Source organism: Pseudanabaena sp. FACHB-2040, from assembly GCF_014696715.1.
Classification (GTDB): Bacteria; Cyanobacteriota; Cyanobacteriia; order Phormidesmidales; family Phormidesmidaceae; genus JACVSF01.
This window is the reverse complement of the sequence record NZ_JACJQO010000022.1, coordinates 302015-317029: the sequence shown is the minus strand read 5'-3', so window position 1 is coordinate 317029 and position 15015 is coordinate 302015. Positions and strand designations below refer to the sequence as shown.

General features: G+C 54.9%; 11 protein-coding genes. 9 read left to right on the top strand and 2 right to left on the bottom strand.

Annotated features, from left to right (window positions below; all coding sequences use genetic code 11):
- Positions 1-63: 63 nt before the first annotated feature.
- Both gndA and H6G13_RS24410 read right to left on the bottom strand, forming a co-directional pair.
- Positions 64-1488, bottom strand: coding sequence for an NADP-dependent phosphogluconate dehydrogenase (gndA, locus tag H6G13_RS24415; RefSeq protein ID WP_190487801.1), 1425 nt, complete (start codon positions 1486-1488; stop codon positions 64-66).
- Positions 1489-2095: 607 nt separating this feature from the next.
- Positions 2096-2626 carry a DUF1499 domain-containing protein gene (locus H6G13_RS24410; protein WP_190487799.1) on the bottom strand — a complete coding sequence of 177 codons (531 nt, stop codon included), beginning with the start codon at positions 2624-2626 and terminating at the stop codon, positions 2096-2098.
- A gap of 21 nt (positions 2627-2647) precedes the next feature.
- Here H6G13_RS24410 and H6G13_RS24405 point away from each other — a divergent pair, with 21 nt between their 5' ends.
- From H6G13_RS24405 to H6G13_RS24360, 9 genes are all read left to right on the top strand, one after another.
- Entirely contained in the window at positions 2648-3106 is a 459-nt protein-coding gene (locus H6G13_RS24405) for a DUF2358 domain-containing protein (protein ID WP_190487797.1), read from the top strand.
- Positions 3107-3243: 137 nt separating this feature from the next.
- Positions 3244-4629, top strand: coding sequence for an aldehyde dehydrogenase (locus H6G13_RS24400; RefSeq protein WP_190487795.1), 1386 nt, complete (start codon positions 3244-3246; stop codon positions 4627-4629).
- A gap of 295 nt (positions 4630-4924) precedes the next feature.
- On the top strand, positions 4925-6028 hold the full coding sequence (locus H6G13_RS24395; protein ID WP_190487793.1) for an S-layer homology domain-containing protein: 1104 nt from the start codon (positions 4925-4927) through the stop codon (positions 6026-6028).
- Between the two features lie 444 nt (positions 6029-6472).
- Complete coding sequence (locus tag H6G13_RS24390; RefSeq protein WP_190487791.1) at positions 6473-6706, top strand: hypothetical protein; 234 nt, start codon at positions 6473-6475, stop codon at positions 6704-6706.
- Between the two features lie 110 nt (positions 6707-6816).
- Positions 6817-9219, top strand: a complete 2403-nt coding sequence (locus tag H6G13_RS24385; protein WP_190487789.1) for a heavy metal translocating P-type ATPase — start codon at positions 6817-6819, stop codon at positions 9217-9219.
- Positions 9220-9618: 399 nt separating this feature from the next.
- Positions 9619-10368: a sulfotransferase family protein gene (locus tag H6G13_RS24375; RefSeq protein ID WP_190487785.1), complete on the top strand. Its 750-nt coding sequence runs from the start codon at positions 9619-9621 to the stop codon at positions 10366-10368.
- Positions 10369-10526: 158 nt separating this feature from the next.
- The gene (locus tag H6G13_RS24370; RefSeq protein WP_190487782.1) at positions 10527-11750 is read left to right on the top strand and encodes a DUF4336 domain-containing protein; all 1224 of its coding nucleotides are present in this window, start codon (positions 10527-10529) and stop codon (positions 11748-11750) included.
- 310 nt (positions 11751-12060) lie between these two features.
- Complete coding sequence (locus H6G13_RS24365) at positions 12061-13122, top strand: aminotransferase class V-fold PLP-dependent enzyme (RefSeq protein WP_190487780.1); 1062 nt, start codon at positions 12061-12063, stop codon at positions 13120-13122.
- A 58-nt stretch (positions 13123-13180) separates the two neighbouring features.
- Positions 13181-14947, top strand: a complete 1767-nt coding sequence (locus H6G13_RS24360) for an N-acetylmuramoyl-L-alanine amidase (RefSeq protein ID WP_190487777.1) — start codon at positions 13181-13183, stop codon at positions 14945-14947.
- Positions 14948-15015 lie beyond the last annotated feature (68 nt).

Below are 15015 nucleotides of genomic sequence, written 5' to 3'. Positions count from 1 at the left end.
GTAGAGACACGATTGGTGACGTTTCTACGGGGGATTTGGTCTTGATCAGCAGACTAGGTTCGATTACACCTTTGCCGCTTCTTTCATCCACTCGGTGTGGAAGGTGCCCGCCTTATCCACCCGCTCGTAGGTGTGAGCACCGAAGTAATCTCGCTGAGCCTGGGTGAGGTTTTGGGGCAGGCGATCGCGTCGGTAGCTGTCGAAGTAGTCTAGCGAGGCGCTAAAAGCAGGCACAGGGATGCCAAGCTTAGCGGCCATCGCGATGACTTCGCGCCAGGATTCCTGCCGGTCTAAAATCGTCTGCTTAAACTCGGGCGCTAGCAACAGGTTGGCCAGACTACCGTTTTCATCGTAGGCATGCTTGATCTTGTTCAAGAACCGAGCTCGGATAATGCAGCCACCCTTCCAGATACGAGCAATCTCGCCTAGGTCTAGGTCATAGTTGAAGCTCTTAGAAGCAGCGCCAATCAGCGCCATGCCCTGGGCATAGGAGCAGATTTTGGAGCAGTAAAGGGCATCGCGAATCTTATTTACAAACGCCTGAGTGTCGCCATCAAATCGAGCCGAGGGGCCAGTGAGCTGTTTGGAAGCTGCGACCCGCTCCTCCTTGATAGAAGACATGATCCGGGAGTTGACGGCAGCAATGATGGTGGGAATGCTAACACCCATCTCCAGCGCGCTCATGACAGTCCAGCGACCGGTGCCCTTTTGCCCTGCCGCATCTACGATCAGCTCGACGATGGGTTTGCTTGTCTCCTCGTCAATCTTAGTGAAAATGTCTGCCGTAATCTCAATTAGGTAAGAGTCGAGCTCGTCAGTGGTGTTCCACTCGGCAAAGACTTCATGGAGCTGGGTATGGTTGAGCCCCAGAACGTTTTTCAGCAGGTCGTAGGCTTCGGCAATTAGCTGCATGTCGCCGTATTCAATGCCGTTGTGCACCATTTTGACATAGTGCCCTGAGCCGCCGGGACCGATGTAGGTCACGCAGGGGCCGTCATCGACCTGAGCTGCAATCTTGGTGACGATGGGCTCAATTGAGTCATAGGCAGCTTTGGTGCCGCCGGGCATCAGGCTGGGGCCATTTAATGCGCCCTCTTCGCCACCACTGACACCCATGCCAATGTAGCTGAGTCCGGTGGATTCTAGTTCGCTTACGCGGCGCTCAGTGTCTTCATAAAGAGAGTTGCCGCCGTCGATGATCATGTCGTCTTCCTGCAGCAGGGGCCGTAGCTGAGCGATGACAGCATCAACGGGTTTGCCTGCTTTGACCATCACCAGAATGCGGCGGGGTCGCTCTAGTGCCCCCACAAACTCCTCTAGGGAATAGGTGGCCTGGACGTTTTTACCGGGGGCGCGCTCCTGCATGAAGGCCTGGGTTTTTTCCGGGGAGCGATTGTAGACAGCCACAGGAAACCCGTTGCGCTCAACGTTAAGCGCCAGGTTTTCGCCCATGACGGCCAGTCCAATTACACCAAAACTCTGTGCCATAAAATTCTCTCGATTAACTACGCGGTTAGCGGATGGGAGCAGACGTCTGCAGAACCAGCTTTACAAGTCCACTTCGGGATCTGGAGCTTCCCTCTAAGCAAATCTCCAGGTATGGACTTGGACAAGGAATGCTTCAGTAGGGCGGTTATTATTAAGGGCTATGTCAAAAGAGTAGTCAACTTTTTTGGTTTCCCGAATCTGTCAAAGGTTTTCTTTAGGCGAGAGGGGCCAAAACGTATCGTTCTCTACAATTTGGCAGATTTCCGGGCACAATCAGCCCTAAAGGGGATCGCTCAGATCTGTGGTTATAGCGTTTAGCAGCCTAAGGGTTTGCCAGAGATTCCCCTCTCAGCCCAGACTAGGCAGGAGTGGCACAATGAAGGCAGCGCAATCAGATAAAGTAGCCCTGAGGAGAAGCGATCGTGCCTGACAAAAACTATTCCTGGAAAGGAAGCTGGAATGCTGGAGCTGTGCTGTCTTTACTAGCAGTCGGTGGAGCGGTGCTGCTGGTTTTGGCTGGATTTGGCAGCTGAGCCAGAAATTTTGATCTTTTTTGAGGACGTAGAGACGTGGTTAACCACGTCTCTACACAGTGATGTCAAGGCGGTTAAGCCTGGGCAGCCGTAAACTCGGCCCGGAGGGTCTCGATGCGCTTGCGGTTGACGCCCAAATCCGACTGGCCCATGCGGGAGGCCGACCGGACATGGATCACTGATTCTGCTGGATCGATGTAAAACTCTACGTCGTCTACAAAGCCCATGAGTTGGCTAGAGAACTCGGCATAGAGATAGTCGTCGCTCGCTTGAATAATTTCGGTACGAGGCTGGGATTTGACCACCGTTTTGAGCGTAGCTAGGGCGGTGGCTGGGTCGGTGGTGAAGGGGATAGGTGCGATCGCATTTTCTCCATTCTGCGCGCCCTGGCTCACCACACAGTTGGGTGAATTAGGGCAGGGGGCAAGTTTGCCAGCTTTTACGCCCAGGTTGGTAGGGCGCTGTCCGGCGAAAAATCCACTGAGTCCAGGTAGAGCAGCTAAAAACATAGGTTCCGAGTTAGCGTAAGCGGGAGCAATGGGGGTGAGCCAGCCTCCCAGGGTTAAAACAACAGCCAGCAACAGGCCAAAAAGCAGACGAATCATGGAATTTTGCAGGGAGGGTCTATGGAAGAGTTTACTGACTTTGCTCCGGCTTGTCAGAAAGCAGCCGAGCAGGTGATAGAAACCCTATGGGCTGACCTGCCTACTCTGTTTGAAAAAGACATTACCTACGATATCTATACCTCAGACATTCTCTTTAAAGATCCGGTCAACCAATTCAAGGGCAAATTCAATTACCGCATCATTTTCTGGACCCTGCGATTTCATGGACGTCTGTTTTTTACCGAGCTGTTCTTTGATTTGCACGACGTGAAGCCTGTTGCCCCTGAGCAGATCCGAGCGGATTGGACAGTGCGGGGGACCTTGCGATTGCCATGGCAGACCCGTCTGTTCTTCAATGGCTTTTCGATCTATCGACTCACGCCCGAGGGCCAAATTTACGAACATATCGATACTTGGGATCGATCTCCGGGTGAAATTCTGCGCCAGTTTTTGCCTGCCAAATCGTCCGCCGGCTCTTAGAGGCGTGACTCAGTAGCTTTGAGCCCCTACCCCTTAGCTTCGTGCCTAGAAGACGCTCCCACAAATTAAATTGACCCACCTAAACACCGCAGATGTTACAAAACATTAGGATAGACATAGAAGAGTTGGATCCCTAAATGACTGCTTTGGTAACCCCTTCGACCGCAGATTGTCTACAGGCCCAGCGTGATTTTTTCGCGACAGGGGTGACCAAAGCCCTTGACTTTCGCATCGATCAGCTCAAGCGGCTCAAAGCTGCTGTTTTGAAATATCAGGACGATATTGTCGCTGCCGCAAAAGCCGATCTGGGTCGCCCAGAGTACGAAGCGTATTTCGAGATCGGGGTACTAAGTGAGCTGGACTTTATAGTCAAGCACCTCAAATCTTGGGCCAAGCCCAAGCGAGTGGGCGTCACCCTGACCCAGCTCCCTGCCTCCGCCTGGATTCAGCCAGAACCCAAAGGGGTAGTGCTAATTCTCGGCCCTTGGAACTACCCGTTTCAGCTTGTCATCTCGCCGCTAATGGGTGCGATCGCAGCTGGCAACTGCGCCCTGGTCAAGCCCTCTGAAATTGCCCCGGCCACCTCACAGGTTGTCGCCAAGCTGATCAAAGACACGTTTGACCCAGCTTATATTGCGGTAGTTGAAGGGGGGGTAGAAACGGCTCAGGAGTTGCTGGCCCATCGCTTTGACCACATCTTTTTTACTGGCGGCACCCGAGTCGGTAAGGTGGTAATGGCTGCAGCGGCCCAGCACCTCACACCTGTGACGCTGGAGCTGGGCGGCAAAAGCCCCTGCATTATCGATTCGGATAAGCAGCTAGAGACGGCAGCCAAGCGGATTGTGTGGGGCAAGTTTGTCAATGCTGGACAGACCTGTGTGGCCCCAGACTATTTGCTGGTCAAGGAGTCGGTCAAACCGGCCTTGCTAGATGCGCTAAAGCAGGCGCTAAACACATTCTACGGCGACGATCCAGCTCAAAGCCCTGACCTGAGCCGCATTGTCAATGAGCGGCAGTTTGACCGACTGGTGGGCCTGTTGGAATCGGGAACGACGGCAGTCGGCGGTCAGTTTAACCGCGAAACCCGCTACATTGCCCCCACCCTGCTCGACAGCGTGAGTTGGGACGACCCGGTCATGGAGGACGAAATTTTTGGCCCTATTCTGCCAGTGCTGACCTATCACAGCCTGGATGAGGCGATCGCCCGCATCAATGAGCGGCCCAAGCCCTTGGCGCTGTATCTATTCACGCCAGACAAGGCCATTGAGCAGAAAGTGCTCGGGGAAACCTCCTCTGGCGGGGTCTGCATTAATGACGTGTTTTTGCAGGTAGCGGCGTGGCAGATGCCCTTTGGAGGCATTGGCGACAGCGGCATTGGCGCATACCATGGCAAATATAGCTTTGAGACGTTTTCTCACCACAAGAGCGTTTTGAAGAAGCCTTTTTGGCTGGACATGACTTGGCGCTATGCCCCCTATGCTAAGAAGCTAGATTTCCTGAAGAAAGCCATTAACGCTTCTTAGATAGGACGTTGAGAAGCTTCCTCTCAAAAAAACGCAGATAAAGTTCCTAAAGAACCTTTTTCTTTGCAGATGCTGGTTATTTCCGGCATCTGCTTTTTGTTTGCGTAAAGCCGGGGCTGCTTGGCAACTTGCGATCGCATCCCCACGTCCCGACTAAAGAAATGTGAAAACTTGGGAGTGCTCCTGTAAGGCTGGGAAAACTGGCAAAACCACAGCCAAGATTGAGGCTCATGGTTGCAGGTGCTTTCTATCATTCACTTTTTGCGTATTTTGACTGAACTTATAGGGAACACTGATGATTCAAACTAGCTGGGCACGGTTCACACGCCACACTTCCTTGGCCGCTTTACTGATGACTGCGATGGCCCTAACGGGTTCCGCTGCGATCGCATCTTCCCAACCTGACAAAGCGTCTGGCCCCATTCAAGACTTTGACTGGCTCTATGACCAGTCCCTGCTAAAAGACGACGATGACGACGACGACGATGATGATGATGATGATCGCGAAGGCGGTGCCGTTCAAATTCAGCAAAACCGCACCACCACGACCACGACCACCACAGTTTCCCAGACACGCTACACCGATCTGGTCACCAACTACTGGGCCAGCGACTTCATCTACCGTCTTTCTGCTATTGAGGTTGTTGAAGGCTTCCCCAGTGGAGCGTTTTTGCCCTCCAACAATCTGACCCAGGCCCAGTTCGCGGCAATGGTGGCGCGGGCGTTTGACCGCCCCTCTGTGCGGCAGCCTGTGATGATTCGCAACCTGTCTAGCAGCTACTGGGCTTACCAGTCGATTCAATCTGCCTACTCAATGGGCTTTATCAACCTGTCAAACGGTACCTTCAACCCCAATGCCAGCCTGACTCGTCTGGATATGCTGATATCACTGGCTAGAGGCTTGGGCATTACCCAGGTATCGTCAGGCCAGTCGGTAGACCAGCTGCTCAGCGTCTTCACCGATGCCAGCAGCATTCCAACTCAACATCGGGTGGTCATTGCGGCTTTGGTTGAGCGGGGCATCCTGGTCAACTATCCTCAGCTGCGCACCCTCAACCTGACTCAAACTGTCAGCCGTGCTGAAGCTTGCGGCTTTATGTATCAGTCGCTGGCTTACCTAGGTCGGGTAGAAGCGGTGCAGTCGGCCTACATCGTCAACTCCACCAACCTGTCAAACGTCATCAACACTAACACCACCACGACCACCACCACGACCAACCAAAACTCAGTCGAGGTGGACGACGACGATGACGATGACGACGACGATGATGACGAGGGCCGTCGTCGCAACTGCAACCAGGGCATTGGCAACGGCGCAGAAGGCTGTGACCCCGGCAACTCTCGCCCCCGTGGCGGCAGCAATGATGAAGGCGGACGCACCCCCGGCAACCGTCCCTAATCTACTTTTGCGCCCTGCGTAACTTAGGGGCGAGGCATTGCAGACGGTCTTGATAGCTTAATCAAGGCTCTAAACGCAATGCCTCGCCCTTTCTGCTGTAGAAGCCAGCTATACCAATTCTCTAAGTAGCCGCTACTCATCCACCCTCGCGCCCCCTATCTGCAGCACTTTTCCTGGAAATGGTATCAGGGGCGAGGGCGATCGCACTGGTACCCAGTAAGGTGGGCATCGCCCGCCATCCCTTGCTCCACCAGCACTGGTCTAACCCCAAAAACTGCTCTTCTAGAACTGCCGCATATAACGTTCTAATAAGACAGCTTGCCGAAGAGTACCTAAATTTTGTATCTATATATACAGAAGTCTTTAAAGCTTAGCGGTATGTGAGCGTCTAGTCCCGATGATAGGGGCAGCGGAACTCCTACACTGCTGAGCAGGAGTAGGTCTATGCAGCTTAATGTTTCCAAGTCCAGCGCAGTTTCTTCCTCGTGGCAGCCATCTCGCTCAGCCACAAAGCCTGCCAGTTCTTTGCAGGTAGGCAAATGGGTGAGGCTGTCAGCCCCGATTAGCCCTTTTAGCCATGATGAAGCCTTGCTGCTTTGTCGAGAGCCCCAAAACCGCTGGGTGGTTTGGGTGCCAGGGCATGGCGAAGCCACAGTAGACGCTTCGCAGCTGGGTTAGCGCTTATTTCCTGGCAAGAGAAATTATTAAGCCTAAAGAAACAAATTCCGGGCGATCGCAGGGTTTCCTTCTATGATGCGAAGTAGACGGTTCTACCCAATTTTGCCCCTATGCAGGTTTTGCCCAACCAAACGGAAGCCTTAACCTCCGAGCCTTCCAGTCAGAGCAATGCCCCTACCCGAGAAACGGTGGTGCTCGATGTGAGCGGCATGAAGTGTGCTGGCTGCGTGCGAGCTGTGGAAAAACAGCTCAACGGCTGCGAGGGGGTGCTATCGGCCACGGTGAACCTAGTGACTGAGGTGGCCGTGGTTGAAATGGAAAAGGGCAAGGTTGCCCCCGAAACCCTAGCCGAGCGGGTGAGTGAAGCAGGCTTTCCAACCCAGCCTAGAACCTCGGATGGCGGCGATGGCACTGCGGGGCTAGCCCACTGGGTAGAGCGCAAACAGCAGGAGCAAAAGTCTTATCTGGGGCGGCTTGCGATCGCAACGCTCCTCCTAGCCCTCTCCACGTTGGGCCACCTCAACCACTTTGGCTGGCTGACGGTGCCTATCCTCAGCGACCTGTGGTTTCACTTTTTGCTGGCTACGGTGACACTGATTGGCCCTGCTCGCAGCATTGTCGTAGACGGCTGGCAGGGGCTGCGGCGGCTAGCTCCCAATATGAATACGCTAGTGGCACTGGGGGCCTTGAGTGCCTACACCGCCAGCGTGGTAGCCTTTTTCATGCCTCAGCTGGGCTGGGAGTGCTTTTTTGATGAGCCGGTGATGCTGCTTAGCTTTATCTTGCTGGGTCGCACGCTGGAGCAGCGAGCCCGGTATCAGGCAGCAGATGCGTTGCGATCGCTAGTCGCGCTCCAGCCCACTGTGGCCCGGCTGATCTCCGACCCTGATAAAGCCGAGGCTGCTCAGACCGGTGTAGAAGTTCCGGCGAGCTGCGTTCATACCGGGGAATGGGTGCAGGTGCTGCCGGGTGAGAAGATCCCGGCAGATGGCGAGGTTGTCGCAGGGCAGTCCACTGTAGATGAGTCGATGCTCACGGGCGAAGCCATGCCCGTACTCAAGCAGCCGGGAGATACAGTGGCAGCGGGTACGCTGAACCAGTCAGGCGCGGTCGCTATCAAAGTGATGGGCACCGGCAAAGACACGGTACTGGCCCAGATGATCCGCCTGGTGGAGACGGCACAGAGCCGTAAGGCCCCAATTCAACGGCTAGCCGACGTCATCTCTGGGTACTTCACCTACGGCGTGATGACCCTGGCGACCTTGACGTTTCTCTTTTGGTACTTCGTTGGCCTGCCCCTCTGGCCCGAGGTGATGGGTCATGCTCTGGGCCACATGCACGCTGCCCACCACATGACGGCCCAGTCTTCTACGCTGCTGGTAAGCCTGAAGCTAGCCATCGCGGTGCTGGTGATTGCCTGCCCCTGTGCGTTGGGTTTAGCGACTCCGACCGCTATCCTTGTAGGCTCTGGCATGGGCGCGGAGCGGGGGCTGCTGATTCGGGGCGGCGATATTCTCGAAACGGTGCATCACCTCAATACAGTGGTGTTTGATAAGACAGGCACGCTGACGGTGGGCCAGCCCCAGGTGACTGATACGGTATTGCTGGCAGGGATCGGTGAAGATGACCTGCTGCGGCTGGCGGCGACGGTCGAGAGCGGCACCCGGCACCCGCTTGCGATCGCAATCCAAGCTGCCGCTCAGCAAAGAGAACTTCCTCTGCTCAAGGCCAATCATTTCCAGACCGAGCCGGGATTGGGCATTGCTGCCAGTGTCACCTGGCAAGAAGCGGAGCCCGTTTGCCGGTTGGGGAACCGAGCCTGGATGGAGCAGCAGGGCATTGGTCTGAGCCAGGCTGTTGAGAACCAAGTTAATGCGCTAGCCCAAGCGGGCAAAACGGTTGTGTATGTGGCGCTTGACCAGACTTTGGTGGGTCTGATTGGGGTATCTGACGTGCTGCGGCCCGACGCGCAGCAGGCAGTTGATCGGCTGCAGTCAATGGGGCTGTCGGTGGTTATGCTGACCGGCGATCGCAAGGTAGTGGGAGATGCGATCGCAGCTCAACTCGGTCTGCCCAAAAAACAAGTCATTGCCGAAGTCACTCCCCAAGGTAAAGTCGAGGCTATTACCCAACTCCAATCTCAGGGACAAAAAGTTGCCCTAGTAGGCGACGGCATCAACGATGCGCCTGCTTTAGCCCAGGCCGATGTCGGTATCACCCTCAACTCCGGCACCGATATTGCTGTGGAAACTGCCGATGTCATCCTCATGCGCGACCAGCTCATGGGCGTGGTCGAAGCCATTCACCTTAGCCGCGCTACGTTCAATAAAATTCGGCAGAATCTAGCTTGGGCCTTTGCCTACAATCTGGTTGGTATTCCTCTGGCTGCGGGCGTGCTGCTGCCAACGTTGGGCATTAGCCTCAATCCGGCCTTTGCTGGTGGTCTGATGGCCTTTAGCTCCGTCACTGTGGTTCTAAACTCTCTGCTCCTGCGGCGACAGGCATCAACGTAAACTCGGTCGAAATCCATAGATTCTTGCTGTCAATGCGAGCAAAGCGAAGTTATCTACCGAGAGCAGTTTCTCGAAGGGGACTGCTTTGCTGCGATCGCAGTGTCTGAAGCAGTTGAGGCACAGATTTAACTAAGCCAAACTATGGTTTGACCAATCGGTGGGCAGTGCGTTGGCTCACGGTACTCTGCAGCGGGATCTGGCCAGACTGGGGCTGAGTGCCATGATCGGTGGCAGCCTGGCCTGTTTTATAGCGGCCTGTATTGCTGGTTTGCTGCTGTGATCGGCAAAATCCGCCTGTAGACCTATCTCTGAAGGCTCTAAATCCGCTCTGGGAAAGGTTTTCGAACAGCCTTTAAAGTTCGATAAGAGTAAAAACTGCTCTAAATCGAGTAACGCTTCATGGCAAATCTCAGGGATCGTTTTTTAAGGGAAGCAAGCCAGTTCTCTAACTACGTTGAGGCGGAACTGTTTAATCTCTCGATTCACATTTCCCTTAAGCATAGGTACCTCTATGTAGATACTCCCAAAGTGGGCTGCTCCACCATTAAGCTGACTCTACAGCGGCTAGAACTAGGGGACGAGCACTTCACTCGAGAAGATTTTGAAGACATTCACCTACGCAAATTCTCCCCGCTGCTGCTGCCGATCCAGGTGGGGCCTTTGGACACTTTTTTGAGCCGCACTGATATTTTTAAGTTCTGCTTTGTGAGGAATCCCTATACTCGTATCCTCTCCTGCTACCTCGATAAGATTGCTGCTCCCCACCCCATCAAAGCTCAAATTCTCAGACAGTTAGGCCGCAACTACACTGACCTCCATACTGCAGTTTCGTTTGAAGAATTTATTTCCGCAGTGGAAGAGCAACCTATCTCAACAATGGACCCGCACTGGCGGCTGCAGTACTATCAGACGTTTCAAGAATCCATCAAGTTTGACTTCATTGGCAGGTATGAAAACTTTGGCGAAGACCTGCAAACCGTTGGTGAGAAGCTGTCGCCTAATTTCTCCAAATACTTCTTTCATGAGCGGCGAAACAGCACGTCCTCAGCCGGTAAGGCGTCTGATTTTTACACGCCTGAACTGCGAGAGCGGATTTACAGAATTTATGAGCTGGATTTTGACTACTTTGGCTATCCCAAAGAGGCCTGAAGAGGCTTGAGGTGCGATCGCAAACCCTGCCCCGCAGCCAATCGCCAAAGCTCAACCCTAAAGCTGCAGCGGAAATTGGCTTGAGAGAATCAAACCCCAAGCTGCCCTGCTTACAGTAGGCTATAACCACAGGCATCTTGAGAAGTTCGGTAACAGGTTTGTCCAGTTCGACAGAAAGGTTCCAGTCAATCATCCGCTCCAAGGATTGGGCCTGGCCTTTTTGGCCGGTGCTGCCACTCTATCCCTACGGGCAGCGGCGAACTCTGCGCCACGAAATTGTTAAAGATACGATCTGGACTTTTGACCAAGTACAGGGCATTTTCTACGTCATCGTGCCGATTCGGATGACCGTGGTGCGATTGGAGCGAGGCGGCTTGCTGGTGTATGCGCCGGTTGCGCCAACGCCAGAGTGTCTGCGGCTGATGCGAGAGCTAGAAACCCGGCATGGCGAGGTGAAGTACATCATTTTGCCGACGGTTTCGGGCATTGAGCACAAGGTATTTGTGGGGCCGTTTGCCCGCTGCTTCCCCAAAGCGCAGGTGTTTGTTGCTCCAGAGCAGTGGAGCTTTCCGGTCAACCTACCATTGAACTGGCTGGGGCTGCCTGCTGATCGAACTCAGATTTTGCCTCCAGAAAGTTCCAAGACCCCATTTGGAGATCAGTTTGACTACGCCATTTTGGGGCCGCTTGGGCTGGGGTTAGGGCCATTTGTAGAGGTTGCTTTTTTTCATCGCAGTACGCGATCGCTCCTGGTCACCGACTCGGTCGTTTCAATTTCCGAAGATCCGCCCCCAGTTTTGCTGCAAGATCCCTTCCCGCTGCTGTTTCACGCTAAAGACAGCGCCTTAGAAGTGCCCCAAGATACCCCAGACAACCGGCGCAGGGGCTGGCAGCGCATTTGCCTGTTTGGGTTCTATTTCCGGCCCAGCGCGTTAGATGTGGAAAAGCCAGGAAAGCTGTTTCGCGAGGCGTTCAACGCACCAGATCGTTCGCGGCGCAACTTCTTTGGCCTCTACCCGTTTCGCTGGCAGCCCGATTGGCAGCTCGCCTTTGAGACCCTGCGCGGCAGAGGCCGCCTTTTGGTAGCCCCAGTCCTGCAAACGCTGATTTTTCCCAGAGGGCCAAAAGAAGTGATTGCCTGGGCCGATTGGGTCGCAGCCTGGCAGTTCGAGCGCATCATTCCCTGCCACATGGACGCGCCCATTTCGGCTGGCCCCAAAGAGTTTCGGCAAGCATTTAGCTTTTTAGAGCGTCACCCCCCCGAAGAAGCCCTAACCAACGGGCACCGTCCCCTTCCCCAAGAAGACTTCGAGCTACTGCGCCAGCTAGAGTCAGTCCTAGTTAAGGGGAAAGTAACCCCCCCAGCCCAGGGAAAGATCTAGCTGTTTTCCAAGGCAGAGGACTGGAAAAGGCAGAAGGAAAAGAGTCTTCAGGAAATGCTTGACGCCTCCCTGGAAGGCCAGGAGCCACTAGCCTCTTTCTCCTAAATAGCCCTCTAAAGATGGAGTAACGATGCCAAAACCCCCTACAAAGTCCCACCCCTACGACGTCCCTATCTCCCCCACCTCCCCCACCTCCCCCATCCTCTCTACTCCCCCCCAACTCCCCTCCCAAACTGAATCCCAGCGAACTTGCCGCTCGCAAATTCCTAGGTAAGCTTCAAAAGATGTCATCTCGTGGAAAATCTCTGCTGTGGTAGCTGTTAAACCTAGGCTTGCATTTAAGCAATTTGCCAGTGATAACTATTCAGGGATCTGCCCGGAAGCGCTGGACTATATGTTGTCGGCCAATTCGGGGGATGCTCCGGCCTATGGCAACGATGAGTGGACTCAGCGGGCTAGCGACAAGCTGCGGGATCTGTTTGAGGCAGACTGCGAAGTTTTCTTTGTTTTCAACGGCACGGCGGCTAATTCGCTAGCTTTGGCCTCGCTGTGCCAGTCTTACCACAGCGTGATTTGCCATCAGCTGGCCCACATTGAGACAGATGAGTGTGGTGCGCCTGAGTTTGCTTCCAATGGCTCTAAGCTGCTGCTCGTGAAGGGGGAAAACGGCAAGCTCGACCCGATGGCGGTAGAGCAGCTGATTACCCAACGCACCGACATTCACTTTCCCAAGCCTAAGGTGATCAGCGTTACCCAAACAACGGAGTGCGGCACGCTGTATTCTGCCGATGAACTGCTGGCGTTGAAGGAACTGGCGCAACGCTATGGCTTACGAATTCACATGGATGGGGCGCGGTTTGCTAATGCGATCGCATCTACCCACAAAACCCCCGCTGAGCTGAGCTGGAAGGTCGGTGTAGACGTGCTCTGCTTCTGCGGCACCAAAAACGGTCTGGCTGTGGGGGAGGCCATTATTTTTTTCAACAAAGCCCTGGCCGAAGACTTTGCCTACCGCTGCAAGCAAGCTGGACAGCTAGCCTCTAAAATGCGCTTTATTTCTGCCCCTTGGCTGGGCCTGCTAGAGTCGGGAGCCTGGCTGCGAAATGCCGAGCATGCCAACGAGATGGCGGCCTATTTAGAGCAGCAGCTGAGCCATATCCCCGGCATTCACCTAATGTTTCCCCGACAGGCCAATGCGCTATTTGTGCAGATGCCAGAGCCCGCAATAGCTCAACTGCAAAGCAGAGGCTGGATTTTCTATACGTTTATTGGCGTGGGGGGCGTGCGGCTGATGTGTGACTGGGGCACCAACCATGAAGACATTGACGCGCTGGTGCGAGACATTAATAAGGCGATGGCAGAGGCCGCCTAGTTTGTCCGGTAGCGTCAGGCCGTAGACTGACAAAAGGCGTTATCTGGAAGTCGTGTTGATGGGCAACTCTCTGGCCTGGGCTCTGTCGTTGAGCTTGGTGGGAACTGTGGGCATGGTCAGTCCTGCTTGGGGAAACACTGCCCTATTTGTGGCGTACCCACCCGACAACCATGAAACAGTTTCAGATCGAATCTTTTTCATTGGCACAGGAGAGCCGAACCAGCCAGTCCAGATCAACGGCCAAGTTATTGAGTCGCGCAGCCCAGCCGGACACTTTGCCCCAACCCTACCGCTGGCGCTGGGCGAGAACGTGTTTACACTCACCCAGGGCGACGAGAGCCTGACGCTGCGGATTACCCGACTCTCTAGCCAGCCCGAACTGCCCGAGGGCACAGCCTTTGTGGAGGGGTCGCTGCTGCCTGCTGTGGACTTGGCCCGAATGCCGGGAGACTTAATTTGTCTGGGCGCTTCGGCTCCTGCCAACGCTCGCGTTGCCGCCTCTCTCGCCGGCCAAACGCTGCCCTTAGAACCGCAGTCAGCTCCGGCGTTGCCGCCCAACTCTGCTGTGCTCACCAATCAGAACACGCCGCTGGCAGTGAGCGGCCCTACCCGCTACGAGGGCTGTTTTACAGCTGAAGCGGCTGGTAATTTGGGCACACCCACCTACCAGCTAACGCTCAACGGTCAAACCCTCACCCAGACTGCTCCCGGCACCATTGAAATCCTGTCTCCCGCCCGGTTTGAAATTGCCGAAGTGACGGCTGAGACAGGCACCGCCCGCACTGGCCCCAGCACCGACTATTCACGGCTCACCCCCCTGCCCCAAGGCACCCGCGCCACCATAACAGGTCGCGAAGGCGACTGGCTGCGCCTAGATTATGGCGGCTGGATTCGGGCTGCGGAGACCCGCGTGTTTTCTAGTGCGGTGCCGCCTCGCAGCCTGATTCGCAGCGTCACCTCCCGCCAAGTCGAGGGCTGGACAGAGGTGCTGTTTCCGCTGCAGGTGCCTGTCCCAGTGAGCATCAACCAGACGGCGGGCAGCTTGGCTCTAACGCTGCACAACACCACGCCTCAAACCGACACAATTTTCTTTAGCAACGACCCGGCTGTGGAGCGGCTAGACTGGCGACCGCTGCTGCCAGATAAAGCCGAATACACTTTTCAGTTTCGGGGCGAGCAGCAGTGGGGCTATAAGCTGCGCTACGAGGGCACAACCCTGGTGCTGTCGTTGAAGCATCCCCCCACCGTAAGCCGGCCAGGAACTTTGAGCGGCACCACCATCTTGCTTGATCCGGGCCACGGCAGTGAGGAGGACTTGGGCGCGCGCGGGCCTAACGGCTACCCCGAAAAAGATGTGGCGCTGACCGTGTCGCTGCTGCTGCGGGATGAGCTGAGGGCGCGGGGAGCTAGGGTGATTATGACCCGCGAAGGCGATGACGACGTTCTTCCTAATCAGCGCGCCGAGCAAATTCAAAGAGACGAGCCAGATCTGGCGCTGAGCATCCACTACAATGCGCTGCCAGACAATGGGGATGCGCTGAATACTGCCGGGGTCGGCACCTTTTGGTATCATGCTCAAGCCCATGATTTAGCCGTGTTTTTGCACGACTATCTGGTTGAAACCCTAGATCGCCCTTCCTACGGAGTTTTCTGGAACAACTTGGCGCTAACTCGGCCTCAAGTGGCTCCCTCAGTGCTGCTGGAGTTGGGCTTTATGATTAACCCCTTTGAGTTTGAGTGGATTGTTGATCCGGCTTCTCAGGAGGAACTGACGAAGGCATTGGCAGACGGAATTGAAGGGTGGGTCAGCCAGAAAACTCAATGAAGAAAATTGAATTTTTGACGAAAGAATTACGGATGTGTTTTTTAGCTATTGACAATGCAATAGATAGG

Coding starts and splice junctions, on each gene's coding strand:
- gndA (WP_190487801.1), bottom strand. CDS start 1,488: ATGGCACAGAGTTTTGGTGTAATTGGACTGGCCGTCATGGGCGAAAAC.
- H6G13_RS24410 (WP_190487799.1), bottom strand. CDS start 2,626: ATGATTCGTCTGCTTTTTGGCCTGTTGCTGGCTGTTGTTTTAACCCTG.
- H6G13_RS24405 (WP_190487797.1), top strand. CDS start 2,648: ATGGAAGAGTTTACTGACTTTGCTCCGGCTTGTCAGAAAGCAGCCGAG.
- H6G13_RS24400 (WP_190487795.1), top strand. CDS start 3,244: ATGACTGCTTTGGTAACCCCTTCGACCGCAGATTGTCTACAGGCCCAG.
- H6G13_RS24395 (WP_190487793.1), top strand. CDS start 4,925: ATGATTCAAACTAGCTGGGCACGGTTCACACGCCACACTTCCTTGGCC.
- H6G13_RS24390 (WP_190487791.1), top strand. CDS start 6,473: ATGCAGCTTAATGTTTCCAAGTCCAGCGCAGTTTCTTCCTCGTGGCAG.
- H6G13_RS24385 (WP_190487789.1), top strand. CDS start 6,817: ATGCAGGTTTTGCCCAACCAAACGGAAGCCTTAACCTCCGAGCCTTCC.
- H6G13_RS24375 (WP_190487785.1), top strand. CDS start 9,619: ATGGCAAATCTCAGGGATCGTTTTTTAAGGGAAGCAAGCCAGTTCTCT.
- H6G13_RS24360 (WP_190487777.1), top strand. CDS start 13,181: ATGGGCAACTCTCTGGCCTGGGCTCTGTCGTTGAGCTTGGTGGGAACT.